21 protein-coding genes are annotated in these 25,686 nt (G+C 41.8%); 12 read left to right on the top strand and 9 right to left on the bottom strand.

The genetic code is table 11. From position 1 onward, the window contains the following. Nucleotides 1–9 precede the first annotated feature (9 nt). The gene (locus tag PAP_RS07610; protein ID WP_048165442.1) at nucleotides 10–1,299 is read right to left on the bottom strand and encodes a phenylacetate--CoA ligase family protein; all 1,290 of its coding nucleotides are present in this window, start codon (nucleotides 1,297–1,299) and stop codon (nucleotides 10–12) included. A 122-nt stretch (nucleotides 1,300–1,421) separates the two neighbouring features. Here PAP_RS07610 and PAP_RS07615 point away from each other — a divergent pair, with 122 nt between their 5' ends. After that, entirely contained in the window at nucleotides 1,422–2,477 is a 1,056-nt protein-coding gene (locus tag PAP_RS07615) for a hypothetical protein (protein WP_048165443.1), read from the top strand. 69 nt (nucleotides 2,478–2,546) lie between these two features. Beyond that, on the top strand, nucleotides 2,547–3,614 hold the full coding sequence (locus PAP_RS07620; RefSeq protein WP_052649121.1) for a DUF835 domain-containing protein: 1,068 nt from the start codon (nucleotides 2,547–2,549) through the stop codon (nucleotides 3,612–3,614). Between the two features lie 325 nt (nucleotides 3,615–3,939). On the opposite strand, the gene PAP_RS10290 is transcribed toward PAP_RS07620, so the two are convergent. Then, nucleotides 3,940–5,700: a hypothetical protein gene (locus PAP_RS10290; RefSeq protein ID WP_048165445.1), complete on the bottom strand. Its 1,761-nt coding sequence runs from the start codon at nucleotides 5,698–5,700 to the stop codon at nucleotides 3,940–3,942. A gap of 117 nt (nucleotides 5,701–5,817) precedes the next feature. Between PAP_RS10290 and PAP_RS07630 the strand changes: the two genes are divergently transcribed. Beyond that, nucleotides 5,818–7,281, top strand: coding sequence for a DHH family phosphoesterase (locus tag PAP_RS07630; RefSeq protein ID WP_048165446.1), 1,464 nt, complete (start codon nucleotides 5,818–5,820; stop codon nucleotides 7,279–7,281). Here the strand turns inward: PAP_RS07630 and PAP_RS07635 are convergent. Beyond that, nucleotides 7,278–7,487, bottom strand: coding sequence for a PRC-barrel domain-containing protein (locus PAP_RS07635; RefSeq protein ID WP_048165447.1), 210 nt, complete (start codon nucleotides 7,485–7,487; stop codon nucleotides 7,278–7,280). The two genes, PAP_RS07630 and PAP_RS07635, sit on opposite strands and share 4 nt — an antisense overlap. 200 nt (nucleotides 7,488–7,687) lie before the next feature. Here PAP_RS07635 and PAP_RS07640 point away from each other — a divergent pair, with 200 nt between their 5' ends. The 6 genes from PAP_RS07640 to PAP_RS07665 all read left to right on the top strand — a co-directional run bounded on the left by PAP_RS07640 (nucleotide 7,688) and on the right by PAP_RS07665 (nucleotide 14,497). Further along, nucleotides 7,688–8,188 (top strand): hypothetical protein, encoded by a 501-nt coding sequence (locus tag PAP_RS07640; RefSeq protein ID WP_048165448.1) that lies wholly within the window; start codon nucleotides 7,688–7,690, stop codon nucleotides 8,186–8,188. Nucleotides 8,189–8,223: 35 nt separating this feature from the next. Then, complete coding sequence (locus tag PAP_RS07645) at nucleotides 8,224–9,267, top strand: glycosyltransferase (RefSeq protein WP_048165449.1); 1,044 nt, start codon at nucleotides 8,224–8,226, stop codon at nucleotides 9,265–9,267. A 75-nt stretch (nucleotides 9,268–9,342) separates the two neighbouring features. After that, nucleotides 9,343–10,305: an inorganic phosphate transporter gene (locus tag PAP_RS07650; RefSeq protein ID WP_236626978.1), complete on the top strand. Its 963-nt coding sequence runs from the start codon at nucleotides 9,343–9,345 to the stop codon at nucleotides 10,303–10,305. 49 nt (nucleotides 10,306–10,354) lie between these two features. Next, nucleotides 10,355–12,091 carry a tRNA guanosine(15) transglycosylase TgtA gene (gene tgtA, locus PAP_RS07655; RefSeq protein WP_048165451.1) on the top strand — a complete coding sequence of 579 codons (1,737 nt, stop codon included), beginning with the start codon at nucleotides 10,355–10,357 and terminating at the stop codon, nucleotides 12,089–12,091. Between the two features lie 47 nt (nucleotides 12,092–12,138). After that, on the top strand, nucleotides 12,139–13,671 hold the full coding sequence (locus PAP_RS07660; protein ID WP_048165452.1) for a hypothetical protein: 1,533 nt from the start codon (nucleotides 12,139–12,141) through the stop codon (nucleotides 13,669–13,671). Nucleotides 13,672–13,750: 79 nt separating this feature from the next. Then, on the top strand, nucleotides 13,751–14,497 hold the full coding sequence (locus PAP_RS07665) for a metallophosphoesterase family protein (RefSeq protein WP_048165453.1): 747 nt from the start codon (nucleotides 13,751–13,753) through the stop codon (nucleotides 14,495–14,497). On the opposite strand, the gene PAP_RS07670 is transcribed toward PAP_RS07665, so the two are convergent. Continuing rightward, complete coding sequence (locus PAP_RS07670; RefSeq protein WP_048165454.1) at nucleotides 14,482–14,715, bottom strand: PLDc N-terminal domain-containing protein; 234 nt, start codon at nucleotides 14,713–14,715, stop codon at nucleotides 14,482–14,484. The two genes, PAP_RS07665 and PAP_RS07670, sit on opposite strands and share 16 nt — an antisense overlap. A 121-nt stretch (nucleotides 14,716–14,836) precedes the next feature. On the opposite strand from PAP_RS07670, the gene PAP_RS07675 reads away from it, so the two are divergent. Next, the gene (locus PAP_RS07675; protein ID WP_048165455.1) at nucleotides 14,837–15,121 is read left to right on the top strand and encodes a DUF357 domain-containing protein; all 285 of its coding nucleotides are present in this window, start codon (nucleotides 14,837–14,839) and stop codon (nucleotides 15,119–15,121) included. Nucleotides 15,122–15,130: 9 nt separating this feature from the next. Continuing rightward, entirely contained in the window at nucleotides 15,131–15,523 is a 393-nt protein-coding gene (locus PAP_RS07680) for a DUF555 domain-containing protein (RefSeq protein ID WP_048165456.1), read from the top strand. Between the two features lie 18 nt (nucleotides 15,524–15,541). On the opposite strand, the gene PAP_RS07685 is transcribed toward PAP_RS07680, so the two are convergent. Continuing rightward, nucleotides 15,542–16,816, bottom strand: coding sequence for a thioredoxin fold domain-containing protein (locus PAP_RS07685; RefSeq protein ID WP_048165457.1), 1,275 nt, complete (start codon nucleotides 16,814–16,816; stop codon nucleotides 15,542–15,544). Nucleotides 16,817–16,987: 171 nt separating this feature from the next. Between PAP_RS07685 and pyrG the strand changes: the two genes are divergently transcribed. Further along, the gene (gene pyrG, locus PAP_RS07690; protein ID WP_048165458.1) at nucleotides 16,988–18,589 is read left to right on the top strand and encodes a glutamine hydrolyzing CTP synthase; all 1,602 of its coding nucleotides are present in this window, start codon (nucleotides 16,988–16,990) and stop codon (nucleotides 18,587–18,589) included. Nucleotide 18,590: 1 nt separating this feature from the next. Here the strand turns inward: pyrG and PAP_RS07695 are convergent, their stop codons facing one another. From PAP_RS07695 to PAP_RS07710, 4 genes are all read right to left on the bottom strand, one after another. Beyond that, nucleotides 18,591–19,433: a hypothetical protein gene (locus PAP_RS07695; protein ID WP_048165459.1), complete on the bottom strand. Its 843-nt coding sequence runs from the start codon at nucleotides 19,431–19,433 to the stop codon at nucleotides 18,591–18,593. A gap of 110 nt (nucleotides 19,434–19,543) precedes the next feature. Next, nucleotides 19,544–20,425 (bottom strand): LEA type 2 family protein, encoded by an 882-nt coding sequence (locus tag PAP_RS07700; RefSeq protein WP_048165460.1) that lies wholly within the window; start codon nucleotides 20,423–20,425, stop codon nucleotides 19,544–19,546. Between the two features lie 70 nt (nucleotides 20,426–20,495). Beyond that, the gene (locus tag PAP_RS07705) at nucleotides 20,496–23,216 is read right to left on the bottom strand and encodes a COG1361 S-layer family protein (protein ID WP_048165461.1); all 2,721 of its coding nucleotides are present in this window, start codon (nucleotides 23,214–23,216) and stop codon (nucleotides 20,496–20,498) included. After that, nucleotides 23,206–25,464: a hydrophobe/amphiphile efflux-3 (HAE3) family transporter gene (locus PAP_RS07710; RefSeq protein ID WP_048165462.1), complete on the bottom strand. Its 2,259-nt coding sequence runs from the start codon at nucleotides 25,462–25,464 to the stop codon at nucleotides 23,206–23,208. The genes PAP_RS07705 and PAP_RS07710 overlap by 11 nt, the downstream gene beginning before the upstream one ends. Nucleotides 25,465–25,686: the final 222 nt, after the last annotated feature.

Below are 25,686 nucleotides of genomic sequence, written 5' to 3' on the forward strand. Positions count from 1 at the left end.
AGTTAACTATCAAATGTCCTTACCTACGATGTAAATTCTCTTAGTCTTGCCCGGCTTTTGTGGAAGGTCTTTCCTCAATTCACTTGCAGGAACTGCTTCTATTATAAGCTCCGCTTGTTTAGACTCCTCCACTTCATATCTAACGGGATTGTTTGCTTGATATATGAGGCTTCTAATCTCATCCTCTATCCCAGAGAACTTTTCGACATAACCAACTCTTATGATCGCCTTTGGTTTTGGATTGTTTGGAGATAGTGGATGATATATTATGACAAAGTCTGTCAAGAAGCTGTATCTGTAAACAATGTTCATAACTTGATCAATGTGCAGCTTTGCACCCGCCAAACTGATAACATCTTTAACCCTTATTATGCTTGTTATCTCTCCGTTAACGACTCTTGCAAAATCACCAATATCATAATTGAAGATAGGCAATCCAGTGAGTTCACCTTCTCTCATAACCTTTGTAAGGTAGAGTTTGTAGTACTCCTTGTATTCATCCTCTCCATCTCTTTCTTTCAAGATCAAAACAGACTCGGGGAATTTAAAAGGTTCTATGCGGTTTTTCGTGATTAATCTGTATCCTGTAACTCCTTCTTCCGATGCGCCGAAGTTGTCCACTATCATTGCATTTTCAAAATATGTGAGCATTGCCTTTGCCATCTCTTCTGTTAATGTCTCCCCTCCAAGCACTATAACGCTTATATCATTTCTGATTTCCTCGGGAAGCTTTAACCCAAGGAGATAAGCAGTTGTTGTTAAACAAAACAGTGCGGTAGGTTTTATGCTTTTTAATTCTTTAAGCAGGAGATCAGGTTTCATTAAATATTGAATTGGTATTTGATAGTATCCCACTCTCATGCCAAGTTCTTCAAATCCACCATATGCAAAAACTCCTGACGATGACGGCAACAATGGAAAGAACGACGCGATTTTATCTCCTTTATCCATATATTTTGTAACCCAAGGAGCAATTTGTCTTGAAACCCTTCGTTTATCGTCTTTTGTAAAAGGAATTCTTTTGGGTTCCCCTGTTGTTCCACTCGTTCTCATCATTGCATGGAACACTTCACGGTTTAGTATATAGCTTGGCCAAATACTTTCCACATTGTACAAATCTTTAGGTGTTATGTACAAACTGTCAGTTTTCGAGAGCAAAGTCTCTGCTGTCAAATCCTCAAGATCAATCTCAGAAAATTTCTCTTTCCAAAATTTTGTAGTTTCAATTGCCTTCTTGGCAGTGTACCTCAGATCTTCAAAATCATTCTGCGAGACTCTTCCAATCACCAAGCCGGACATATAACCACCACATAGGAATTTTTAAAAAAATATTTAAAGCTTTGGGAATTTATTGAAGCCCTTCCAAATTTAGCGTTTACTCATACAAAACTTTTAAAAAGCTACAAACTATAAGATTATCCATGATATACGAGGAGGCAAGAGATATTTACAAAGACCCATTTGATATCGCTGAAAAAACTACAAAAGACTACTTAAGGGAAATTTTTGAGTTTCATTTGAGGAATACCCCTTACTGGCATGCAATGAAAGAGAGTAAAGAAATAAATTTAGATGAAATCTTTACTGGAAGTTTTGAAAACGTTATTGAGAATATATTTAATTCCCAGCTTTTCATTAACGATAACGACTTACGAACAAACTGGTTGAGCTTTTTACCCAATAATTATAAGGGAGAGTTAAGGTTCTATCAGTCCTCAGGAACCACTGGACAGAGAAGTTTTGCTCACTGGGATTATAATTATGTGCACTTTTTAGTGTCCTATCTAAGGAAGGCACTGGACAAGATTTATGCACTTGACAAGGTGTATGATGAGGAGCATAGGATGAGAGCTTTAGCTCATGGTCCTTACGGTTGGTATCAAGATGAGATGAGTAGGTTAGTTTGGTCATACCAAGGACTTCTTTATTTCATTGGAATGGAAACAGATGGATTAAAGAAAGAACTTAAGGAGAAAGGATTAGAAGCAGTTCTACGGAAACTTGATCCCTTGATGAGATATACACAGAGGGTTCTTGAGAAAGATAAAATTAATACCATAAGAACAGCCCCTCCGCTGTTAAACCTCTTTGAGTCAGTTAGAGAAGAGGTAGAGACTTTGATGATCAGCGGTGTTGGAATAACTCCGGAATCTTTTGAGATGATACAATCAACTTTTGAGAATGCAAAAGTTATACCTTTTTATGGTCATTTCGCCTTCGGGGATGTAGTGGGGATTTATAAAAATAAAGAGCTTCGTTATTATCCAAATTATCCGTTTACAATAATCTTTCCACTAACAAGTGAAGGAGGAACCTATAGATTGGCAAGACCAGGAGAAAGCGGAAAAACAGGCCTTATTATTGCCAGACCAGAAATTTTGGTTGTAAAGGTAGAAAATGAGCAGATAAAGAGAGTTTCAGCAACTTATCCTTTTAAATGGGATGGCTTTGCAAATCCCAGCAGAGCAGAGGGCTAATAGAAAAGTTAAGCATTATAAAAATCTGTAATAAGTTGGAGGGAAAAGAGTATGACGTCTTGGTGGATAATGGCTGAAGCTGGATTAGTAATGCTCTTAGATTTGACCGCTTTTGCTCTTATTTTGCGCGTCTATTTGAAGAATAAGAGAAAATCAGCTTTAGCGTTTTCACTAGCATGGTTCTTTGACTTTCTAACAATATTATTCGGCAGCGATAGTCATTATGAGTTAAGCTCATTGTTTTTAGCTACATTCTCAGCTTTAATTTTCTATGGGTCTTTAACACTCCTCAAAGAAGAAAGAGAGTCTCTAAGTCAAGATAGGATAAGACGTTATTCATTAGTTCCCCCTATAGCCATTTTCTATTTCTGGATTTTAAAATCAATTAATTTAGTCGATGAGTGGATGTTCATGGTAGGAATATCCTCTTTAATCTCTTGTATTTTTTTAGTTATTTCTGGCGTTCTAATAAAGACTTTAGATCATATATACGAAAAGAAGGCAAGATACTTATCATATACCCTAGCACTTTTTGGGATTCATCTGCTCCCGCTTCCAATTCTAGGAAGAGCAGAATGGTATTTTCCCATTGGCTTTACAATTTCGACAGTACTAATCCTCATTTTAACCATTCTTATGATACGTTTGACATCTTCAAAACAATTCAATAAGCTAAAAGAAGCTGTTGTAAAAGAAATAGACATTAAAACAGGAGTTTTGATTGTTGATCAGGAGGAATATAAACGATTAAGAGAAAAATTAAAAGATGCTCCAGTTTTGGCATTTTTAAGAGAAATAAAAGATGCTCCTGAGAATTGGGAGTGTTTCTTTGTTACCACTGCAGTTAAAGAGGAAACAAAAAATGCAATATATCCTACGGATTTAGCTAAGATGACTGAATTGTCGTATAGATATTTAAAAACCGCGGCGGATTCTAAAGTCAAAGGAATTGTAGTTATTGACTGTCTCGAATATCTTTTAATCTACAACGAAACCTCAGCTATTATGAAATTTTTAACTAAGCTAACAGACTTTGCACTTATTAATAACAGCACGCTAATATTGGTCGCTGATAAATCTGCCCTAGGCGAAAAGCAATGGGCTCTCTTAAACAAACTATTAGGGGAGATATATTGATCTTCCAATCCAAGAACTTATAAGGAGTTCATATAAACATATTAATGCCCCTGCGCGAGGGCCCACTTGAATAGTGAAAGTGGGAGCGATGCGGGGGCAACAGCTCGGCCATAGCGAGGTCCCCACGGAAGGGCTTTCCGCGTTACGGAGCAACAATGACCGTGGGAAACCCTGGCCGAGTACAATTCTCTAAGAACTTGCCCGCCTGGGTTACCTCGCTTGAGTTTTGGCGTTAGCCTTCAATGAGAGCGAGGGTTACGGGCGGGCTACAAATATTCACCAAATAAAATCTCACCCAATAATTGAGGCAAAAAACAGTAAAAAGTCAATGGATGATTATGTTTAATGTTTTAGGCTTTATTGCTACTCCATACTCTCTTCCAATTTCATGCATTAAGTTGGTTATTGCTCTCTGAGCCTCCTGTCTTATTTTTTCATCTGAAATTCCTGAGAATGAACCAAACAACCCTTCTTGCACTTCCTTAGAAAAGCTAACCTCTAGGTTAACTTCCACTATGGACTCTTTGAAGTCCCAGTTCATCTTTAACCACTTGAACTTTGTCCTTGGGATGACGCTTAGCTCTGCTTGTATCCTTTCTCTAAGCGACTTCATAGCAGGCTCCACGCGAGTTCTTAAAACTGTCTCAGTAGTTTCTTTCTTTTTTTCTTCGGTTAGGTAGGAAAGTTCGTCAACACCTGCTTCTTTTAAGAGCTTTTCAACCTCCGCTTCTATGAGTGCCTTTTTCTTTAATATTTCCTCAACTTTTCTGGAGTCAACTTGGGCCTTTGTGGGTGCGGTTTGTGCTGCTTGGCCCTTGATTTGAGGCATTTCTACCCTCTCCACTACAGCATCTACAGTGTCAATTGAAATTGATCTTCTAATTTCCCTGGATAGGTTTTTAGCATGGTTTTTGGCTATCTTTTCCACTCGTGTTATAACCCCTATTCTAGAAAGCGTTGATGAACTTCCTTTAACAAAAACATGTAGCTCTAAACTTTTTCCATCGATCACATCTATCTCACAGTATTTAGGTTTGAAATCCATGCCGTTAATTCCATTTAGTATATTTTTTGCATAGGCAGTAAAGAAGGGCTTAAGCTGTGGGGGAGCATTTACAACTATTCTAACACCATCATCTTTTAGTTTTTTGGGCTGTATACGTGTAGAGGTCTCTTTTTTAGTATCTTCTGCACCTGTAGGGATGATTTCAGCTTGCAATCCACTTAAAATCGGCTTTAGCCCTGACAGTCTTCCTATGAGGGGGATGTGCCTATTTGCGAAGTACAGAACTTTTCTTTTTGCCAAATCAGCCTCAGAACTTGAACCTGCGCTTTCCCCATATATGTGAATAGTTGTGTAAACAACCCCTGTCCCAACATCGCCTTTTATCTCAACTTTCTTTAGTTTTGTATTCTTCATACGTTGGATATCTTTGAAAACAGCGCTTAAATATTCCTGAAAAGCACTTTCTAGAGCAGCTTTGAATGCTTCTGGACCTGTAAGCTGGATATCAATAATTACTCCCTCTTCCTTTTTTTCCCCTCTTTTTTCTTCTTTTTCAACCTTTTTTTCTTTTGCTTCTTTCATTTCTGGCTTTGGGGGCGTTATTTCCTCTGCTGCTTTCTGAGGCTCTTCTTTTTTTATGGGCTTTTCTTCCATTTTCTTTTGGACAACTTGCTCAGAAGGCTTAACCTCAATTTTTTTAGCCTTCAAAAGTTCTTCCAACTCTAATTTTGGAGTAACGGTGTATATATCGATATTATCAGCCAATGATATCTTTAGTGTGATCTCATCAAGCTTATAGATGTCTACAATTAGTGGATTTGAAAGAAGATGCGATAGGACGTTGATAGCCTCTTTTCCTACCATTTTCTCTTGAGTATCCACAATCTCCCCTTCTATTCCCATAAGTCTGTTCCTTCCAATTAAAACAGTGAAATAGTACTTGTTCGATGAATCTTTTATAAACAGCTTTAGAAATATGCCAGAACTGTCTTTTAATGCATCTCTTATTTCATTCATGAACTCTTCTTTTGACAGGAATACTGCATTTTCTTTATATGGTTCCACTTCTGGAAGCTGCATGCTCATCACCATTAGGTATATATAGGCCAAACTCAGCAAAAAATAATTGGATAGGATTTCAATAACTATACATTCAAGCAAGTATTTAAGCATTATTGTACCTATAAGGTGAGCCCTATGAAAGTGTTAATACTAGGTGGCGGCGTTATTGGAAGGACGTTGGCAGATGCTTTAAAGGGAGAGGTTGATATTACAATTATAGAAAAAGATGAAGTTAGAGCAAAAGCTTTAATCGAGAGCGGCTTTCGGGTAATAGTAGGTGATTTTAGTTATACTGCCACACTGTTAAAAGCAGGAATTGATAAAGCTGATTTGATTGTTATAACAACTATGGATGTACATACAATAAAAAGGGCAACCCAAGTAATTAGAACTAATAATAAAGAAATTCCCATCATCACTGTAATCCCTGACGAAATTTCTCCTGATGAGCTTCAAAAAGAAATTGAGGAAGAACTTGAATTTGAAGCCAAACTAAACTATACTCTTTCGCCCCGAATAGCACTATCAAAGGCCATAATACACCTAATAGAAAACTTTGCAGAAAAGAAAAATGCAAGCTTGCTCTACAGAAAATTGCTCGACCTTAAACAAAAGGGCGATTCTTTGCTGATTGTTATGCATGACAACCCAGATCCCGATGCCATGGCAAGCGCGGTGGCATTAAAAGCTATAGCCCAGCAGGTTGGATTCACGGTTAAGATGGTATACGGTGGGGAAATAACTCACCATGAAAATAGAGCTCTCGTTAATATTCTAGGATTGGACTTGGTTAAAGTCTCTAGGGGTTCCTACGAGATTAAGAGGCATCCCTTTATAGCAATTATTGACTGCCAGCCCAACGGAAACCTGACAATTTTAGAAGAGGATGACTTAAAACGTGTTCAAATTTTAATTGACCACCACCAAATACTAGAGAACGCAAAAGAGAGAATACCAAGCGATGCTTTCATAGACATACGACCTGATGCAAAAGCCTCTTCGTCAATTCTCACTGAATATTTAAGGGCGCTCAATATAGATGTCAACTCCTACTTGGGCACTGCGCTTTTCTATGGAATTTACACTGACACGAAAAAGTTCTCGATGCTGAGCCACATCGACCTTGACGCGATAGAGTTTCTGGCCGAAAAAATAAACTATGCACTTCTGGAGAAAATTGAAAATCCAGATATTTCAACTGAAGCAGCAGAAATACTTGCAAAGGCGATATTAAATAGAAGGGTGTATAAGAACACCATAATCTCTAATGTGGGCTTTATAACAAATAGAGATGCAATAGCCCAAGCGGCAGACTTCCTATTGAGGCTCGAAGGTACTTCAACAGTGCTTGTCTTTGGAGTAGTTGATGATAGAATTGAAATTTCTTCAAGGACAAAAGATGTAAGAATAAACATTGGACAGATTCTAAAGAGTGCCTTTGGTGATATAGGCAGTGCCGGCGGTCACTCTCAAATGGGCGGTGCTAGAATAAATTTGGGAATATTCAAATTAGCACGAGACAAAAACTCCCTCCTAAGATTGGTAGAAGAAGCTATAACTGAAAAATTTTTAGAAGCATTGGGAATAAAAGAATCCTAATCTTCTTTTGCTTTTACCAATATTATATCTCCTATCGCTGTAACTCTCTCGTAAGGAATACCAACTTTTTCCCCTGGCAAACCTAAGGCTAAAACTTTAGCCTTTCCCTGGTCTATATCTATTAAAACCTCATCCACGTAACCGACGTAGTTTCCTTTCGTACTGTATATCTGCTTTCCGTAAAGTTTTGATAAGCGCATCACCATTTTAATCACCTTCCATAAATAGTGCTTTTCGCTTAATATAGTTTACGCACTTTTTGGCCACATAATACCATCTCAATACAAAGGTGAAAATTTATAAACCCAAGAGGGCATTATCAGAGAGGGTTCATGTAATCATGGAAACATTTTAATAATAATGTATCCTATAGCTTAATGTTGGACTTATATGTGGGGTGATGGATATGTGGGGAAGACTCGAACATTACTTTGATGAATACCCTGTTAGAAAGCAAATAGCGAAGACATTACTAAAGTACGGGCTCAAGGTAACAGAGGATATGAAAATAAAGTGCGGCAACATTGATGTGCCGTATACAAAAATAGCAAAGGCTTTGGATGTAGATAGGAGAGTTGTGAAAGAAACTGTAGCGATGATTCTTAAAATACCTGACCTTAAGGAGATCTACACAGAGTTAGAGCCGACAGTTCACATGAAGTTCGTAGGAAGGCACGTTGGTTACGGTGTTATTGAGATTGAGCCCGAGCCAAGGGCAATAGGAATACTCGCAAAGATAGCCAACAAAATCGCTGAAAAGGGCATAAACATTGTGCAAGTCGTTGCAGAAGACCCAGAGCTATATCCTGAGGCCACATTAACAATAATTACTGAAAAGCCAATTCCAGGTGACTTAATTAACGAGCTATCCAAGCTCGAGGGAGTTAAGAGAATCTCCATTTACTGAGCTAAACTTTTAAGGTCTCTTTTCTATTTCCTTCCATGTTGCTTAAAATTGCACTCGCCATCATAGTTCTGTGGGATGGATACTTTTTCCTGAATTATTTAATTAGCCTTTTAAATAAGTACATAACTAAAGAGTGGAATCCTTTTGTGAGTATCCTAATTCCAGCTTATAATGAAGAGAGGAATATCGAAAAAGCTGTTAGTTCTGCCCTTGCCCAGAATTATGAGAACTTTGAGGTTTTGGTAATAGATGATGGGAGTGAAGATGAGACCTTTGAAAAAGCTATCCAAATTAAAGACCCACGGCTAAGGGTCTTCAAAATGCCCCACGGCGGAAAAGCAAAGGCATTAAACTTTGGATTATCGAAAGCTAATGGGGAAGTAATCGTTACTACGGATGCAGATACTCAATTAAATAATAATGCAACTAAAGAATTAATTAAGCGCTTCCATGATGATGTAGTCTGTGTTGGCGGCCAAGTCAGGGTTTTAGGGCATTCTTTTTTAGAGAGAGCACAAGATGTCGAGCACTTGAGGATAGCAATGTTTAGGAGAGCGAAGGAGCTCGAAGACTTAAGCGTCGCTCCTGGCCCGATAAGTGCATTTAGAAGAGATGCATTAGAAAAAATAGGCGGCTTTGTTGAGAGCAAAGTAGAGGATTATGCCACGACCATAGAGCTCAAAAAAGTCGGCAGAGTTGTGTATGCTCCAAATGCCAAAGCGTTTACGAAAATGCCTTCTTCCATCAAAACGCTGTGGAGACAGAGAAAGAGGTGGTTTTTGGGAGATTTGGAACACTTTGGAGGTGGCTTTGAAAAGGAGTGGTTCTTTCTATTGTTTGGCGATTTTATAACTCTGCTGGACATTATTTTGCCCATAGCTTTAGCCCTAAGCTCTCAGTGGCTTCTTTTAGGATTTTTCTTAGCATTTGAGGTCTTAACCATACTCGTGCCTACTTTAGCCGAGGGAGGGAGTTTAATGAATGCCTTCCTCTTCCCCTTTTTCCTCTGGTTTTGGGCCCTTTTTTATCTGACCTTGCATATATACGGTTATTTGCATGTGCTCTTCTCAAGAGTTTAGCATCTAAAGTGATTTTAGGGTAAGATTTAAAAGCAAAGCTACTTTCTATATAGTCTATATATATCTAAATAAACTATGGAGAGATGTGGCATGGAGCCAACGATAGCAATTCTTGTAGCTGGAGCGTTTATGGCATGGAGTGTGGGTGCAAACGACAGTGCAAAGGCTGTTGGAACAGCAGTAGGCTCCAACATATTAAGCTTCAAACAGGCTGTTCTACTAATCATCCTGTTTTCCATATTAGGTGCTTACTTCGGAGGTTCTGGAGTTGCTCAAACTGTCGGAAAAGGGATAGTGCCAGCATTGGATACGTCTCTCATCCCATTTGCACTTTTAAGTGCTGGATTCTCTGTAACAGTGGCATCCCTAAGAGGAATCCCCATTTCCACAACTCAAGCCATCATAGGAGCAATTATAGGAATAGGCGTCTATCAGGATGCTCCCATAAACTGGGGAGTGGTAGGTAGAACTGCACTGGCCTGGATAGTCTCCCCTCTTGCCGCCGCTTTATTTTCCATATTATTCTTCAAAGCTTATGAGGGGATAATCAACCGCATGCACAGCATAAAGGAGATAGAAATCCTTTACATTTGGATGGCATTTTTAAGCGCTTCCTACGCTTCTTTTAACCTTGGGGCAAACGAGCTGTCAAATGTAATCGGTCTGGTAGAGTATGGAACCCATTTTGGAGTCTCGCTGAAGCTCTGGATGGCCGTAAGCTTAGCACTTGGGGCATTAACATTCAGCTATGAAGTTATAATGACTATAGGGAAGAGGTTAACTGTGTTGGGACCAATGGCAGCTTTCTCATCCCAGTTTGGCTCTTCTCTTGCTGTAACAATTGCAAATGTGTTTGGACTTCCCGTCAGCTCAGGACAGGCAATTATAGGGGGAGTTATAGGCGTTGGAATGCTAAAAGGCCAAAAAATAAACCAAAAGCTCATAGCTGACATTGTCAAGGGGTGGGTTTTGGCACCGGTAATATCCTTTTCCATGACGTTAGTCCTCATTAAAGCGTTTCACGCTTTTCTCAGTTAGAAGGGGATACCTTTTAAACCCTCCTTCCCATGTTTCTCTGGTGGTGAGAATGCTGAAGTTTGAGGTTAAGGCGAGAGATGCTGCAGGAAGAATTGGAAAGCTTGAAGTAAACGGCAAAAAAATTGAGACTCCGGCGATAATGCCTGTCATAAACCCAAAGCAGCTTATTGTTTCCCCTAAGGAGCTCAAAGAAATGGGGTTCGGGATGATAATCACAAACTCCTACATCATTTATAAGGACAAAAAGCTCCGTGAGAGGGCTTTAGAGAAAGGCATTCACGAGCTTTTGGGCTACGATGGGATAATAGAAGTTGACTCCGGAAGCTTTCAGCTCATGCGCTATGGAGGAATTGAAGTTACCAACAGGGAAATCATAGAGTTCCAGCATGAAATAGGGGTTGATATTGGTACTTTCCTAGACATCCCAACCATTCCCGACGCCCCAAGGGAGAAAGCGGAGGAAGACTTAAAGATAACGCTTGAGAGAGCTAAGGAAGCGGAGGAGATTAAAAGCATCGCCATGAACGCAGCGGTCCAGGGCTCTACTTATCCCGACTTAAGGACTTATGCCGCTAAAAAGCTGAGCGAGATGGACTTTGAGATTCACCCAATTGGAGCTGTCGTGCCCTTAATGGAAAGCTACCGCTACAAGGACTTGGTAGATGTTGTTATAGCATCCAAGCAAGGCCTTAGGCCAGATAGACCAGTTCATCTCTTTGGGGCAGGCCATCCAATGATTTTCGCGTTGGCGGTGGCTATGGGTATTGATCTCTTCGATTCGGCATCTTATGCGCTCTACGCTAAGGACGACCGCTATTTAACGCCCGAAGGCACGAAAAGCCTAGACGAGCTTGAATATTTCCCGTGCTCATGTCCTGTCTGCTCACGCTACACTCCACAAGAGCTTAGGGAGATGCCAAAGGGAGAGAGGACGAGGCTTTTAGCGCTCCACAATCTGTGGGTCATAAGGGAAGAGCTCAACAGAGTTAAGCAGGCTATAAAGGAGGGGACTCTGTGGGAGCTCGTGGATGAAAGAGCTCGCTCGCATCCAAAAATGTTCGCCGCTTATAAGAGGCTCCTTGAGTATAAAGACTACTTCGAGGCAAATGAGCCTATAACCAAAAACTCCGCCCTCTTCAAGGTGAGCGAGGAATCTATGAAATGGCCCATAGTAGAGAGGGCCAAAGCGAGGGCTGAGCGCGTGAGGGCGAAGTTCCCTGAGACCATGAGCCACCCCATATTCGGTGAGATTCCAAAGTATTTAGCTTTGACTTTCCCCTTTGCCCAGAGCGAAGGTGAGGAGGACTTCACAATACCTAGGCCAACAAAGAGCGATGCAAAGCTCTACATAAAGGCCATAGCAGAGTACCAGTTCGGTGAAAACGCTGGTAAAGCTTTTGAAGATGCATTCGTGGAGCTCTCGAGGAAAACCAGCATGCCGAGGCAAATAAAAGCCAAAGGCAAGCACTTAGCAACATTCAGAGCAGATGACGGACTCCTAACCTTAGGAATCGAAGGGGCAAAGCGATTAAAGGAGCTCCTACCATATCCAAAGATGCGTGTGGTGGTTAATGCTGATGCTGAACCATTTGCAAGAAAAGGGAAGAGCGTCTTTGCGAAGTTCGTTGTGGATGCAGACGAGAACATAAGGCCTTACGATGAGGTCTTAATTGTCAATGAGAACGATGAGCTGTTGGCCACTGGGGTAACGCTCCTCAACGGTAGGGAACTCAAGATATTCAGGCAAGGCATGGCCGTTAGAGTAAGGAGGGGTGTCGAGAAGTAGCGGTAAATCCTTTAAACCTTTTTTCCAATTAATCTTTGGTGCGAGCCATGGACGTGTTCTCCCTTCTCCAAGCTCTCAGAGGTCCTCAGCCCCTCACACCGCATCAAAGGGTTAAGGACTTCCAAAGGACTTTGCAGACTCACAAAATAGGAGATGAGATTGAAATAAGCGGATTTCTCCTCCTTAGGGAGCCGCCCCATCCTCCAAAAGATGCCCTCTACTACTTTCTATCTCCCTTGAGCCCTTCTGAACTCCAAAGCTTAAAGAGAGATGAGTTTAGAAGCTTCGCTGTCTTAAAAATCACGGATAAAGCATCTATTCCTCCTTCTTTGGAGTTCAAGAGCGGTGAGTATGTTAAAGTCAAGGGTGTAGTTGAAGCCTATCCCTACGGCCTTTTGAAGGCCATAAACGTCACATCTATCGAAGGGCGAGATTATTCAGAATATTGGCTTGAGTATAAGGAGTATGCCCTCAGCAGGAGAGAGCTTGAGAGCCTGTTTTCGCAGACAATATATGCGGACAATAACCAAATTGAAATGGCATTTCTTTACTCCCTCTTCTCATCGCCCAGAGTGATAGGACTCAGCTTTGGGGAAGGCGCCATCTTTTCAACCCTCAAGGACAACGAAAAGGTTGTCAAGTCTTTTTGGGAAGCGAGCAAGTATTTGGTTAGAATTTTTCCAAGAGAGCTTCGCTTACAAAACCCCAAATCCCTGAAGAAACCCTATGTCTATGTAGATGAGAACTTCGACTTGGACTTTGTTTTATTCAACCCAACTACATCTCTCCGCTACTATTCCCCTGAGACCAAAAGGCTTCTTAAAAAAGAAATTCCCGTTGCTAATTGGGCTGAGCGTTATTTATTAGAACATGATGGAGTATTTTTAACACCAAAGCAGTACTCTCAAATCAAAGCCAACGATCCCTTAGCCCATCATTCAGAAACCCCATTCCTTCCAAATAAACCCCTAGGTTTGGAGCGCAATAGAGAGTTCGAGCAGCTTATCCCGAACATCATAATTACGATAGCACTTGCTCGGGAGAGATTTAAAACATTCTCGCCTAATGATGAAGTGGTTTCAGAGTTTAGGGGGATGTTCGACGACTGGCTCGTTAAAAACAAGAGAGAGTATGGAGAAAAATTCGACGCACTCCGGCTTAAAGGAATGGTGTTTGAGACCAACACAAGATTTCACCTAAGTCTCTTCCTCTTAGGGCAGATGGTGCGCTTTGAAGGAGCTTTCAAGAGAAGCATAGCAAGAGAAGTTCTCACTATTAATCAAGAGCTTTTGGACACTTGGATGAACGAACTCTCGGAAGAAGAGCTCATAAAAGCCCTCGAAACTTATGAAGGAATAGTAAACGTGGATAATAGGACACGGAAAGCGCTGAGCATTTTTATGGACTTAGAGGCCACCTCTTTTGATGGCTATGTGAATAAGGGAGAATTCTATGATGCGCTGATTAAATACGGCTTTAAGCATAGATATGCAGAAGAGCTCATAGACAAGCTCCTTAGAGAGGGCTTCCTCTTTGAGCCATCCATAGGAAAGCTGAAGCTTACTGTAAGGGACTTTTAATCATCCAAGGGAGTAGAGCGAAATCTTTAAATATCTCTTTTAGTAAATTTTAGTTAGAAAAAGCTGGGAGGGGGTAGCCATGTATGTAGCTGTTTTGGCAAACATAAATGGCAACTTCCCAGCTTTAATGAAGGCTTTAGGCAAAATTGAGGAGCTTAAAGAAGATGGATACGACATTGAAAAATACTACATCATGGGCAACATCATTGGGCTCTTCCCATATCCCAAAGAAATCGTTGATGCTCTTGAAGATCTCATTAAAATGAATGATGTCAAAGTAATTAGAGGTAAATATGATCAAATTATAGCCGAAAGCGGCTCCTATGAAGATGTTGAAGTTATTAACGCGCCTGATTATGTCAAGAGGGCCCTAAAATATACTTGGGAGAAGCTCGGCCACGAGGGGAGAGAGTTCATAAGAGAGCTGCCAATTTACTTGGTGGACAAGATTGGAAAGAATGAAATTTTCGGTGTTTATGGAAGCCCCCTTGACCCTATAAATGGCGAAGTCCTTCCGGAGCAGCCTTCAACGTATTATGATGCCATTATGAGACCCATGAAGAAGTATGAAATCCTCTTTGTTGCATCACCAAAGTGGCCCGTAAATGCTCCAACGAGATATGGGCGTGTAATATGTCCCGGAAGCGTTGGCCTGCCCCCCGCTAAAGAGCACAAAGCCACGTTTGCCATCGTTGATGTTGATACACTCCACACAAAGTTCATTGAAGTTGATTACGAGAGTGAGAAGAGACTCATAGAGGAAAAAATTAGAAAAGAAGGCTTGCCAGAGGAGATAATTAAAATATTGTATCACGGAAGGGTTTGAAGTTCTTCTTTTTCATACTTTCCTTCGCGCTTCACTATGAGGTAGTATATTATTGCGCCAATCCATCCCAGGAAAAATGCCACGAGAACCCAAATGAGCTTTTCTATGTCGGGCATGGCTTTTTGTTTTGTTAAAACATCGTATATCACCCAAACCACCGCTAGCAGCCCAACTAACCACAATAACATGAACCATCCGAATATTGCCATATTAAACATTCTCCACACCTCCAACATAATTGTTCACGTAATTGATTTACCATCGAGATATATAAACTTTTAGCTCTATCCGATATGTTTATAAGCACTCAGCATTGACCACTAATCGAGGCGAGCGCCAATGAGGGAAATAAGCGAGGAAAAAATTCAAAAATACTTTCAAATAACCAAGAAAGCCCTTGAAACGCTTGAAGTTGCTGTACATGAAAAAAGTCTCCTCTATTCTGTTGCGAAAGACTTTTTAACGATGGCCAAGAGCTACTATAGCGATGCAGAATACTACTACAAAAAAGGCGATTATGTAACGGCTTTCGCAGCCCTAAACTATGCACATGGATTCATAGATGCCGGAGTTCGCTTGGGAGTGTTTAAAGGCGAAGACAACCGTCTATTTGCCTTTGGATGAGGTGAGAACATGGGAGACTACATAGTGGTGTTGGAAGCGCCCATAATAGTGAGAGATGTCGAGACTGCTGACGATGCAATAAACGTTGCCGTCTCTAAGGTGGCAAAGGCTTTGAATAAAGAAAAGCTCGATTTTGTGAGAGTTGAACTTGGCTATTCACAGTGCCCTCTCTGTGGGAACCACTTTGAGAGTGCTTTTGTTATCGGAAATGTGGGATTGGTAGGGATTTATTTGACGCTAAAAGTGTTCAACGCTCAAAGTGTAGAGCACGCTGAGAGAATTGCAAAAGCTGTTGTTGGCAAAGCGCTAAAGAAGGTTCCGCTTAAGGTTTTTGAAATAAAGGAGATACAAAACGGAAGGGAAGGGGAAGGCGTTCACTTCGAGGATGAGAGCAACAACTGACCTTCTTACTTTTTATTTCTATGCTAAACTCTCAAAGATTGCACTCCAGAGTTTAATGGATGTCAGCTCCGTCAGCATTAGCAAGCCTATGAGAATCATTATCGCTCCCAAAGCCAGCTCCCACTTGGCCTTATTTCTTTCGCCTAGAGAGATTTTATTGGAGAGAAACTTCTTGTTAATCCATTCTGCCAAGTCCTTTGAGCTTAAGAGCAAGTAGAGCGTTAAGCCAAAGCCCAAGGAATATACCAGCATTACCACGAAACCGTTCACAAAGCCCTTGCTCAACGCGGCAGTTAAAAGTGCAAATCCTACGTAAGGAGCTATGCACCCTATCCAAGTTGTGCCCAGAGCCATGCCGAGGAGAAAGTCACCAAACTTCCCCTGCTTTTTTGCAAAGTTCTCCCCTAAACTCTGGAGAAATGCTAAACGAGCCCTAAGCCTCTGATTAACTTTTTCATTTATCATTACAACCCCAAGAGAAATGAAGCCGATCCCCCCGATTAAGTAAAATAAAGACCTAATTTGGGCTGTGAAGGCACCTAAACTTCCCGCCAATGCGCCAAGGAGAGAAAAGCTTAGAACCATGCCCGCTATTAAAACTTCCAGGTTTCTCTTAGCAAATATTAGTGTAAACCCGCTAACTATTAAAGGCAAAACACACGGTGAAAAGACGCTCACAATTCCTGCAGAAAATATCGGGAGCAAAACGGCGAGGGAAAGATTGCTCTCCTCTTCTTTTGATTGCTCCCTGCTTGCAGATTGATCAGCTTTTTCACTCCCAATGCTTCCCCTCACAAAGAAGTCGAATGATTTGGAGTTTAGTGCTCCAACGGCAAGTCCCTTAAGCACCATTTTGCCATTTTCCACTTTAAATATCACCATCGTGGGAGTTCCCGGAACAGAGACTGCGACCTCTTCACCTCTGCTCTTGGGAGTATAATAACCCACATTATCCGGCTGAATTACTAAAACGTTAGTATTGAGTATGTATCTCAAAGAGGTTATATCCCTACCCCTATTCACATCAATTGCAACTGGTATGAGATTCTCTTCGATGAGTTTTATGGTTGCGGGGTCTTTGAAGGTAGTCTCCTTCATGTAGTTGCACGCGGGGCATGTGGGTGAGTAGTAGTAAAGGAAAATGTACTTCCCCTCATTTGCAGCTATGATTTCACTTAGCTCACTTTGAGTTGATGCGATATTGAAGGTAATACCTCCATACTTCATTTCCTGGAGAGAGAATACAAATCCACTGAGCAGTAGAAGAACAATGAAAGGAGCAATCCTCTTCATTTAAGACACCAAAGCTTTAATTGAGCTTAGAAAATAAAAAGATTTTGTTTAAATTTTTTTCACCTTTTATGGGGATGTTAATCTATGCCATCTTTGTTTTTAGGCTTTTCTAAACAAAGCTTTTAAACACTTAATTTGCAACTTTCAACATAACTTTTGGAGGTTTTTACCATGGCTAAGTTCATCTTTGTAACCGGTGGTGTCGTAAGCGGATTGGGAAAAGGAATCACCAGCGCATCCCTTGGAATGCTCATGAAGGCGAGGGGCTTCAAAACAACGAACATCAAAATCGACCCATACCTAAACTACGACGCAGGAACGATGAACCCATATCAGCACGGAGAAGTTTTTGTCCTCGATGATGGTGGAGAAGTTGATTTGGATTTAGGCAACTACGAGCGCTTCTTAGACACGAACTTAACATTTGACCACAACATAACCACAGGGAAAGTCTACTCTGCAGTCATCGAGAAAGAGCGCAGAGGCGATTACTTAGGTGCAACCGTCCAGGTCATTCCCCACATCACCAACGAGATTAAGGAGCGTATTAGGAAAATAGCCCAAGACTATGAGGTTGTTGTTGTGGAAATTGGTGGAACAGTTGGAGACATAGAGAGCATGCCTTTCCTTGAAGCTGCTAGAGAGATGCAGCTCGAAGAGGGAAGGGAGAACGTTGCCTTTGTGCATGTTACCTATGTGCCCAAACTTAAGGTTGTAGGTGAACAAAAGACAAAGCCAACACAGCACAGCGTTAAAGAGCTTAGGAGCCTTGGAATTCAGCCCGATGCAATAATCGCGAGGAGCGAAGACCCCCTAGAAGAGGGAGCGAGGAAGAAGATAAGCCTCTTTACAAACGTGCCCGAAGAGGCAGTTATAAGTGCTTATGACGTTGAAGACACTTATGAGGTGCCGCTCCTTCTTGAGAAGGAAGGATTGGCGCGCTATTTAACCAAAAGGATTGGCCTCGAAGAGAGAGAGCCCAACTTGGAAGATTGGAGAGAGATAGTTGAAAAATACAAGAAGCTTGATAAGACTGTTGAAATCGCAATAGTCGGAAAGTACGTTAAACTAGCTGATTCCTACTTGAGCATAAAAGAAGCTTTAAAGCACTCAAGTGTCGCCAACAATGTGAAGGTTAAGATAAGGTGGATAGAGGCCGAAGATTTAGAGAGAGACGGATTTAAGCTTCTCGAGGGCGTTGATGGAATAATAGTCCCAGGTGGCTTCGGTGCAAGGGGAACGGAAGGCAAAATGATGGCTGTCCGCTATGCGAGGGAGAACGGCATACCTTTCTTGGGAATATGCTTTGGATTCCAGCTCACAGTTGTTGAATTTGCAAGGAATGTTTTAGGTCTTAAAGGGGCCCATTCAACAGAGATTGACCCACAAACACCATATCCAGTTGTTGATTTGCTTCCTGAGCAGAGGGGCATCGACAAGCTAGGTGGAACAATGCGCTTAGGAGCTTACCCCGTCAAGATAAAGCCAAACACTTTGGCACACAGGCTCTACGGAAAGGAGCTAATCTATGAGAGGCACAGACACCGCTGGGAGGTTAATCCAGACTTCATAGCCCAATTTGAAGAAAAAGGCTTAGTGTTCAGCGGAGTTTCGGGAGACGACGGAAGGAGAATGGAAATTTTAGAGCTTCCAGAACACCCATACTTCATAGCCACCCAGTACCACCCAGAGCTCAAGTCTAGACCTATGAAACCTTCTCCAGTGTTTAAAGGACTTGTAGAGGCGGCAAGAGAAAAGAAGTATGGTAAATGAACTACTCTTCTTTTCTATTCCCTTTAAAGTCCAAATACAGCATTAAGCCGCCTACAGTTCCAATAGCATTGCTAAGCGCTAAAAAGGGCGCTTGGATCAGTTGGCGTGTTAGATAAGTGCTGAAACCCGCGTTTTGATGAATTGCAAATGCTGTCATAAAATATGGAACCATGAAAACAAGCATTATTATTCCTAATAGAACTCCAAAGCCCAGAGTGGATGGCATGTTTCTAAAGGCAACTGCATAAGCTTTGAGGCCTTTTAGTGGCGAGTTTTCAACGATGTATGCTGGAACCACCATCATCGATGCCGGGAGTATGAACAGCTCAAGGAAGAGCGAGATTATCCATAGGAGGAAAAATAAGTCCATTGCCGAGCCAGGTATCGTTGGACCCTCAGCAGAGAGGATAAGTTTAATGAGGTATGCATGCGGAATGAGCGCCACTCCTACGATCAATGCTCCCACAAAAACATTGAGAATTGCTATCGGCACTGCTTTTTTAAGTCCAGCTTTAATTAAATCTGCAGTTAGTGGTTTTTCTCCTTTTAGAATGGTGAGGGCACTTTTGACAAGGTAGTACTGAGCAACTGCGTTTAGAAGCGCCATAATGGACCCAATTATGAGCATGGTTCGGGCGAAGGTAGCTGCCATATCCCGTAGGATTGCTTTGAGTTCCTCTTGGGAAACGTTATTGTCTTCAAAAGAATACTCAAAATGGAGCTTTTGAGCCTGATACGCTGTAATAGGAACCATTATAAACGCTATTATGAGAGGCACTAGCAAGATTCGGGGGTTTTTGGAGAGCAAATCTATTGTCTGGCTCAACGCATTTATGGCTCCCATACCACCACCGTACAGATTACGAGCTTAAAAGTTAAATAATTTTCCATAGTGTGGACAAAAGAAGTGCATAACTTTCAAAGATTTAAAACAGGAAAAAGAGAAAGTGTTCCCTAAGACATGAGGCTTATTTCTTTGAGTATATTGGTTTCGATAGTTTCTTCATAGTCCAAGAGCTTTATCCTGATGTCTTTTTTTAGGACGGTCGTCTTTATATACAGCTTAACCCCAATAGTGCTCCTCTCTCCCTGCTTTATGTGCTGAGCCCATACCTTAGGTAGCAGCTCTGTATTGAGGATAGTTTTTACCTTCACTGTTTCACGCCCTTTAGCGGGTATCGTAACTCCTTCCAAAAGCTCTCCCTGAGCCACATTGTACTCATCGATATCTATAGAGTATTCTAAGCCTCTTACAGGTAGGGGGAAGCTGTTTGGATTGTAGACTAAAATATCGCTGTAAATTGTAATATCTTCATCAACCTCGCCCCATCTAGAGTCAACTCTCTCTACTGCAGGTGTTTGAAGGATTACGGCATTTTCGCTTTCGGTTTGGATGTTTAACGCTGAGAGTATGTCAGTTTCAACATTCTGAGTGAGCTCTTTTTTAAGAGAAATGCCAAAAAGAGAAGCTTCAATAGTTATTTTAATCTCACTGTTCTCGTTGTTCTTTATATGGGCTTTAAGTGCTTCGACAGCCTTTTTATTATCAATCACTATTGGAATATCAATCGCATCACTCATGAAGCCAAACTTCACATTGTCTACTCTCCCAAACTCCACTCCCGCAAGCTCTAATGTCGCTGATTTGATGTTTGCTAATATTGGAAGTTTGCTCCCTAAGCTCACATGAAGCCAAAGTTCGGTTGTATCTTCATCCACATAACCCCACTCTGCAGTCATTTGGGGATTTAAAATATGCACAGCGTATGCTAAATAGCTCCCCCACAAAATGAAAGCCAAAAATATGAGTGAAGTTAATTTTAGCACAGCCTTCATAAGCCACCCCTCCGGTGTATATTGGACTTTAAAAGATTTAAGGTTTTTTAATAAAAAAGAAGAGGAAAATTCAAGCTCTTTTTCTCCTCAAGTACGTCACTATTACTGCCAAAAGAGCCAAAATTCCCACCACAGCACCCATGGTTTTTAATTCCGTCTTCTGCTTTATGTTCTCTTCGATAGGCACCTTTATGCTGTCTTCGAATATGTAGACATTGTCATCGCCGCTTTCTTTATCTCCCACTGCCCTAATCCTAACTTGGATTGTATACTCCTTTGGAATTGCATCTCTATTTATACTGAGCTCCAGCACTCCCTCTCCATCTTTTCCTGGGTCAAGGGTTCCCACGTAGTCCGTCCTCTTCGTTAGTGTGAAAGGTTGGTTTGCTTTCACTACACCTTCAATTATAACATTCTCTGCTTGTTCTCCTCCAATGTTCTTGATTTTGATGTAAATCTTCACGTCCTCCCCTTGCAGGGGCTTCTTGTCGAACTTAATGCTCTCTACCTCAACTTTTGGCTTTTCATTGACTATTATGGGCACTTTCAACGTTATCTCTTGCTTCTCTCCAAGGGCATCTTTATAGCTAATCTTTACTGGGATCTCGTAGGTTCCTCCGCTTATGCTGTCTTTAACGTTCACTCTAAACACAGCTTTCGCTGAGTCTCCTTGGCTCAAAGTTCCAAGGTTAATCACCTGCTCGCTCGTTTCACTGAGCTCGAATGGGTCGTTTGGCTCAGGTTTAAGAAGCACATAGCGTGCACTCCCGCTTCCAATATTCTCCACTTCTAAGCTTATCTCAACGTTGTTTGTCCCCGCTAAAACACGGCTTGGTGATGTGGACACCTTCGAAATAATGAGTTCCTCCTTTCCGATGATCTCAACACCCACTAAACGCTCGTCGCTAACTTTTTCATCGTTTGGGGAGCTCAAATATGATATGCCAAGCCTTACAGGGTAAACACCATTCTCAAGTTTCTCGTTTGCCTTAACGTGGAACTCCAAGGTCACCTCTTGGTTAGGTTGTATCTCACTCACATACTTTGAGTTGTCTTCTCCTATTGGGAGGAAAGCTTCAACGTTCCTTTTAGCCAGCTCTTGAATTAATTGATTCAGAGCTGTTTGGAGGTTCTCACTTATAGCCTGGCTTCCCTGGATTGGCAGGCTTTGTAGTGATGAGAGGTCAACGTTTTTAATCTCGCCTTGGACTTGCGTCTCATAGGGGAGGAGCTTGAGCTCAAAGCCCCTTGCGGTTTCTTCCCCAACGTTCTTAAGCGTGATCTTCAACGTAAAGTCATCTCCAGGCTCAATCTTCTTTGGTTCGACTTCAATTCTTTCAATTTCTATGAAGGCCTTCCTGCTCTCAAGCACTTGGATAGAGAACTCAAAGCTTTGGCTTTTACCTTCCTTAGCATCGCCACTGTAGTATTCGAGCTTAAGCGTTAGAGGATAGCTGCCTGTCTTTGCATCTTCACTCACATGGAGCTTAAAGGTGTACTCCACTTCCCTGTTTGTACCTACGAGAGATGTATAATACTGGTCAGTTGCGTTGCCTATAAGTATGGGTGTTTCCAATTTTGGAGCCTTTAGTGTATCGGTAGATTCCAAACTTGGAGATGTCTCCAATTTTATAAGAAGATTTTTTGCCTCTTCCATACCCACGTTCTTGAGCCTGACTTTAACTTCAAAGTCCTCGCCGGGATGGACTATCTTGGGCGTTTCAACATTTTCGAGTGCAAATGTAGCGTCGCTTTCCCTCGCAACGGTTATTCCCACATAGTTGAAGCTCTGCATTTGCGTTAGGCTCTGTCCCATCCCCACTGAGTAAACAACGTTCACATAAAGAGGATAGGTTCCAGGAACGGCGTTCTCATTCAGCTTAAAGTGGAACTCCAAAACCTTCTCTTCCTTGCCCTCGAGATATTCCACATACTGTGTTGCGCTGTCAACAGGGAGGAAGACGCTTTGAACCACTCCGCTTTGGGAGAGTGCTTGAGCCAGAGCATTGCTTGAAGTTTCTTGGCTCCCCTCACTCATGGTTAGAGGCATCGGTGAAACGATAACATTAACATAGCGTGCTTTTAGGGCCCCTTCATTCTTTAGATAGACTTTAACAGTCACTTCCTCGCCAGGATTGACGCTCTTAGGTGCTTCGACCCAGGTGGTAAGGTATGCAGGCATTGTAGATGCTTTCCACTCATAGGGGCCGCTTATGCTGAGCTTTGCACCATTGGGATAAACCTGGAGGGCTGTTATGCTCACTTTATCCCCATCCACATCAAGCTCAATCGTTTGGTTTTCGCGTATGTAGTTATATTCAATTTGAACGTTCACTAAATCCTCCTGTGTTAAGCCGAGTTCGGGATGGGCTTGGATGGTAGCGACTATTGCGTTGAACACTTCCTCCTCACTCGCGGTTTGGAGCCATCCATAAAATTGCGCTTGATCCAATGGGTCCGTCATATTGTAGCCCAATGTTTCACCCATCAAAGTTAAGAACGTTTGATTTTGCATCAAGCTTTGAATTAAAGCTGTGTTTGGATTAATTATAGGTGTAGCGACTTCATTTATGGGCTTGCCGTCCTTCAACACGACCACTAAGGCCTCATAAGTCCCGTTCAGGTAGTTCTTGTGAACGTCGGCAACCGTTATGACTAGTGGCCCCACAAGGAGAGATTCTCCTTTATCCAGGTAGCCCTCAAAGAGCACTGTTTCTTGAGCCAATGCGATGTTAAACATACTCGAAAGGAGAATTACCCCCATCAGCAAACTAAAAACTTTACTCCTCATCTCCTCCACCTCCAATTTGTTTTCCATACTTTAGCTGAAGCAGTGCAGGTGTGACAATAAAAGCGGCAAGCATTGACGCGAATATCCCTACCGCCAAGGTTTTGCCCAAGTCGTGGATTGGGGTTAACTCGCCAGCCAAGAGTGCTAAAAATCCACCAGCTGTTGTTAAAGCCCCCACCAATATTCCTGGACCCACACCTTGGACAGCCGTAATTATTGGGTGGGGATTTCCTTCTCCCATCTCCTCGAGGAAGCGATGAGTTAAGTGCATGCCGTAGTCCACTCCTAAGCCTACTATCATTGAGATAATCCCTGCAAGTGTTTGACTAAATGGAATCCCTGCTAATCCCATGTATCCAACCGTCCAAAAGGCGCCGAGAAGCATTGGTGTTATCATGGAAAGCGAAAGTGCAGGCTTTCTAAAGAGCAGGAGAACGATAAGGATGACAAAAAGAGTTCCGTACATAGAAATCCTACCGAGTTCACTGTTTGTCAGGCTATCCAAAACATAGTTTAAGTAAGACTCCCCAGCCACCCTCGCTTCAACACCTGCCGGAAGATCAGCGTTTTGAACTTCCTCCTCAAAGTACCTCATTATTTCTCTAAATTGCTCCTGCCTAACTCCCATAAAGTTCCCTTTAAACTGCACAATTGTCATTGAGTAGTCGTCATTTACCATTCCTTGGCCTTGATACTCCTCTAAAGCCTCCTTTATCTTTTCCTTGTCATCTGGAATGTACCCATACTTGTTGATTACAATATCAGCGATACTGTTCGATTCAAAGACGTTATTGTAGTAAGAGTCTGCTATAATTTGTTTTTCAAAGCGGTGGATGGCTCTGACTACGCTTGGATCCCTCACATCCTCAGCTGTGATGATCACATCAACCTCATCTTGACCACCAAATTCGTATCTAACATCTTTCATCACTTCAATCTCGGGAATTCCTTCAGGAATCATCTTTTCAAGCCTAACTTCAGTTGTGACCTGAGTTACCCCGTAAGCTGTTATTAAGCTTATGAGGAGTGCGACTCCTAAGAACTGCATTGGATGGTCCCTTACCGTTTTTCCAAGCTTATAGAACCCTTTCGCTATGAATCCCGAGTATGAACGAATCTCTGGAACCTCATAGTGCCCTTTTATCTTTTTCATTAAGTCTTCTTCAAGTATGATGACGGCGGGAGTTATCACCACTGCGTTTAGAGCCGCCAAGCCCAAACCCATTATTAGCGTAATACTAAGCCTCTGGAGTGATGGAAGTATTGAGAGGCTTAGTGCTGCAAACCCCGCTATTGTAGTTAAAGCAGCTCCAAGAAGGGCTTTACCCGTTTCCGCTATTGCCTCTTCTGCAGCTTCCTCGATGCTTTTCCCTTTCCGCCTCTCTTCGTAGTATCTATTGGTCACGTGAACGCCGTAGTCAATTCCCATTCCTATTAGCATAGCTCCAACCGTTGTAGTTGCCATGTCGAGGGGAATGCCTAGAAGCCCCATAAATCCAAGGGTCATCGTAACTCCAAGAATTAATGGGATTAACGGAATCAGGGCTTTTATAGGAGAGCGGTAGAAGTAGAGCAACAAAATTCCTACTACAAAAAATGCGATTCCCATTGTTATGTTTAAATCGCTCTGGAGAAGCGCTAGAATTTTATATGTTATCCCTACAGTGCCTGTTTGGACAGCTTCAACATTTTGGGGAAAATTAACGTTATCTATGTCCTTTTGGATTTCATCGTAAACCCTCATGAGTGCTTGAGAACTTTTTTCCCTTGTAAGTGAAGCTATTAGTATTGTTGTCCTGTAATCAGAGCTTATTAGGCCCTGTTTAGCTTCTTCTGGAAGCATATTCAAAACGAACTTTACCTCTCCATCATTTTTTGGCAGCCTTCCAAGGGCTTGAATGTAAATGTCGGCTATACTCATTGTATTCGTCACGTACTCATGTTGCTTTAACCGCTGCTCAAGTTCGTAGATTGATTGTATTACTGCAGGATCCCTGATATCGTAAACGCCACCTTTTTCTATGCTTTTGACTTTGACAATAATTATCGCTACGTCACCGCTTTGAAATTCATTTTGGAGTGTCTCGTAATCCTTAACTGCTTGTAAATCCTCAGGAAGCTGCTTTGATAAGTCGCTCTCAAATTTTAGCTGAGTAATGCCATATCCTGACAGTATAAGTAAGAAAATTGCAATAAGTACAAATGCCGCTCTGTATCTCACGATTATCTTCGAGGTCTTCCTGAGCATACTCTCACCTCATAACTTTCGGAAATTTCCGAAAGTTTTATATGTTATGAACCTTAAAAATCTTTTGGTCATGAGAGGTGAGATAGAATGACATTCATCTCAACACCGGCAGACTTTGAGACTGCAGAGGTGTCATGTTTAGGAAGAATCCAAAATTTAGGGGCGAATTTTTAAATAAGAATACTGAAATACTTTATGGCACTTTGATTGTGGCGGGGTGAA

This window comes from Palaeococcus pacificus DY20341 (assembly GCF_000725425.1).
Lineage (GTDB): Archaea > Methanobacteriota_B > Thermococci > Thermococcales > Thermococcaceae > Palaeococcus > Palaeococcus pacificus.

Excerpts from the sequence above, each read along its gene's own strand:
- PAP_RS07695 (WP_048165459.1), bottom strand. The coding sequence starts at position 19,433 with ATGGGAGCCATAAATGCGTTGAGCCAGACAATAGATTTGCTCTCCAAA.
- PAP_RS07665 (WP_048165453.1), top strand. The coding sequence starts at position 13,751 with ATGTATGTAGCTGTTTTGGCAAACATAAATGGCAACTTCCCAGCTTTA.
- PAP_RS07610 (WP_048165442.1), bottom strand. The coding sequence starts at position 1,299 with ATGTCCGGCTTGGTGATTGGAAGAGTCTCGCAGAATGATTTTGAAGAT.
- PAP_RS07645 (WP_048165449.1), top strand. The coding sequence starts at position 8,224 with ATGTTGCTTAAAATTGCACTCGCCATCATAGTTCTGTGGGATGGATAC.
- PAP_RS07615 (WP_048165443.1), top strand. The coding sequence starts at position 1,422 with ATGATATACGAGGAGGCAAGAGATATTTACAAAGACCCATTTGATATC.
- PAP_RS07620 (WP_052649121.1), top strand. The coding sequence starts at position 2,547 with ATGGCTGAAGCTGGATTAGTAATGCTCTTAGATTTGACCGCTTTTGCT.
- PAP_RS07685 (WP_048165457.1), bottom strand. The coding sequence starts at position 16,816 with ATGAAGAGGATTGCTCCTTTCATTGTTCTTCTACTGCTCAGTGGATTT.
- PAP_RS07660 (WP_048165452.1), top strand. The coding sequence starts at position 12,139 with ATGGACGTGTTCTCCCTTCTCCAAGCTCTCAGAGGTCCTCAGCCCCTC.
- PAP_RS07675 (WP_048165455.1), top strand. The coding sequence starts at position 14,837 with ATGAGGGAAATAAGCGAGGAAAAAATTCAAAAATACTTTCAAATAACC.
- PAP_RS07710 (WP_048165462.1), bottom strand. The coding sequence starts at position 25,464 with ATGCTCAGGAAGACCTCGAAGATAATCGTGAGATACAGAGCGGCATTT.
- PAP_RS10290 (WP_048165445.1), bottom strand. The coding sequence starts at position 5,700 with ATGCAGCTTCCAGAAGTGGAACCATATAAAGAAAATGCAGTATTCCTG.
- tgtA (WP_048165451.1), top strand. The coding sequence starts at position 10,355 with ATGCTGAAGTTTGAGGTTAAGGCGAGAGATGCTGCAGGAAGAATTGGA.
- PAP_RS07705 (WP_048165461.1), bottom strand. The coding sequence starts at position 23,216 with ATGAGGAGTAAAGTTTTTAGTTTGCTGATGGGGGTAATTCTCCTTTCG.
- PAP_RS07635 (WP_048165447.1), bottom strand. The coding sequence starts at position 7,487 with ATGGTGATGCGCTTATCAAAACTTTACGGAAAGCAGATATACAGTACG.
- PAP_RS07700 (WP_048165460.1), bottom strand. The coding sequence starts at position 20,425 with ATGAAGGCTGTGCTAAAATTAACTTCACTCATATTTTTGGCTTTCATT.
- PAP_RS07650 (WP_236626978.1), top strand. The coding sequence starts at position 9,343 with ATGGAGAGATGTGGCATGGAGCCAACGATAGCAATTCTTGTAGCTGGA.
- PAP_RS07670 (WP_048165454.1), bottom strand. The coding sequence starts at position 14,715 with ATGTTTAATATGGCAATATTCGGATGGTTCATGTTATTGTGGTTAGTT.
- PAP_RS07630 (WP_048165446.1), top strand. The coding sequence starts at position 5,818 with ATGAAAGTGTTAATACTAGGTGGCGGCGTTATTGGAAGGACGTTGGCA.
- pyrG (WP_048165458.1), top strand. The coding sequence starts at position 16,988 with ATGGCTAAGTTCATCTTTGTAACCGGTGGTGTCGTAAGCGGATTGGGA.
- PAP_RS07680 (WP_048165456.1), top strand. The coding sequence starts at position 15,131 with ATGGGAGACTACATAGTGGTGTTGGAAGCGCCCATAATAGTGAGAGAT.
- PAP_RS07640 (WP_048165448.1), top strand. The coding sequence starts at position 7,688 with ATGTGGGGAAGACTCGAACATTACTTTGATGAATACCCTGTTAGAAAG.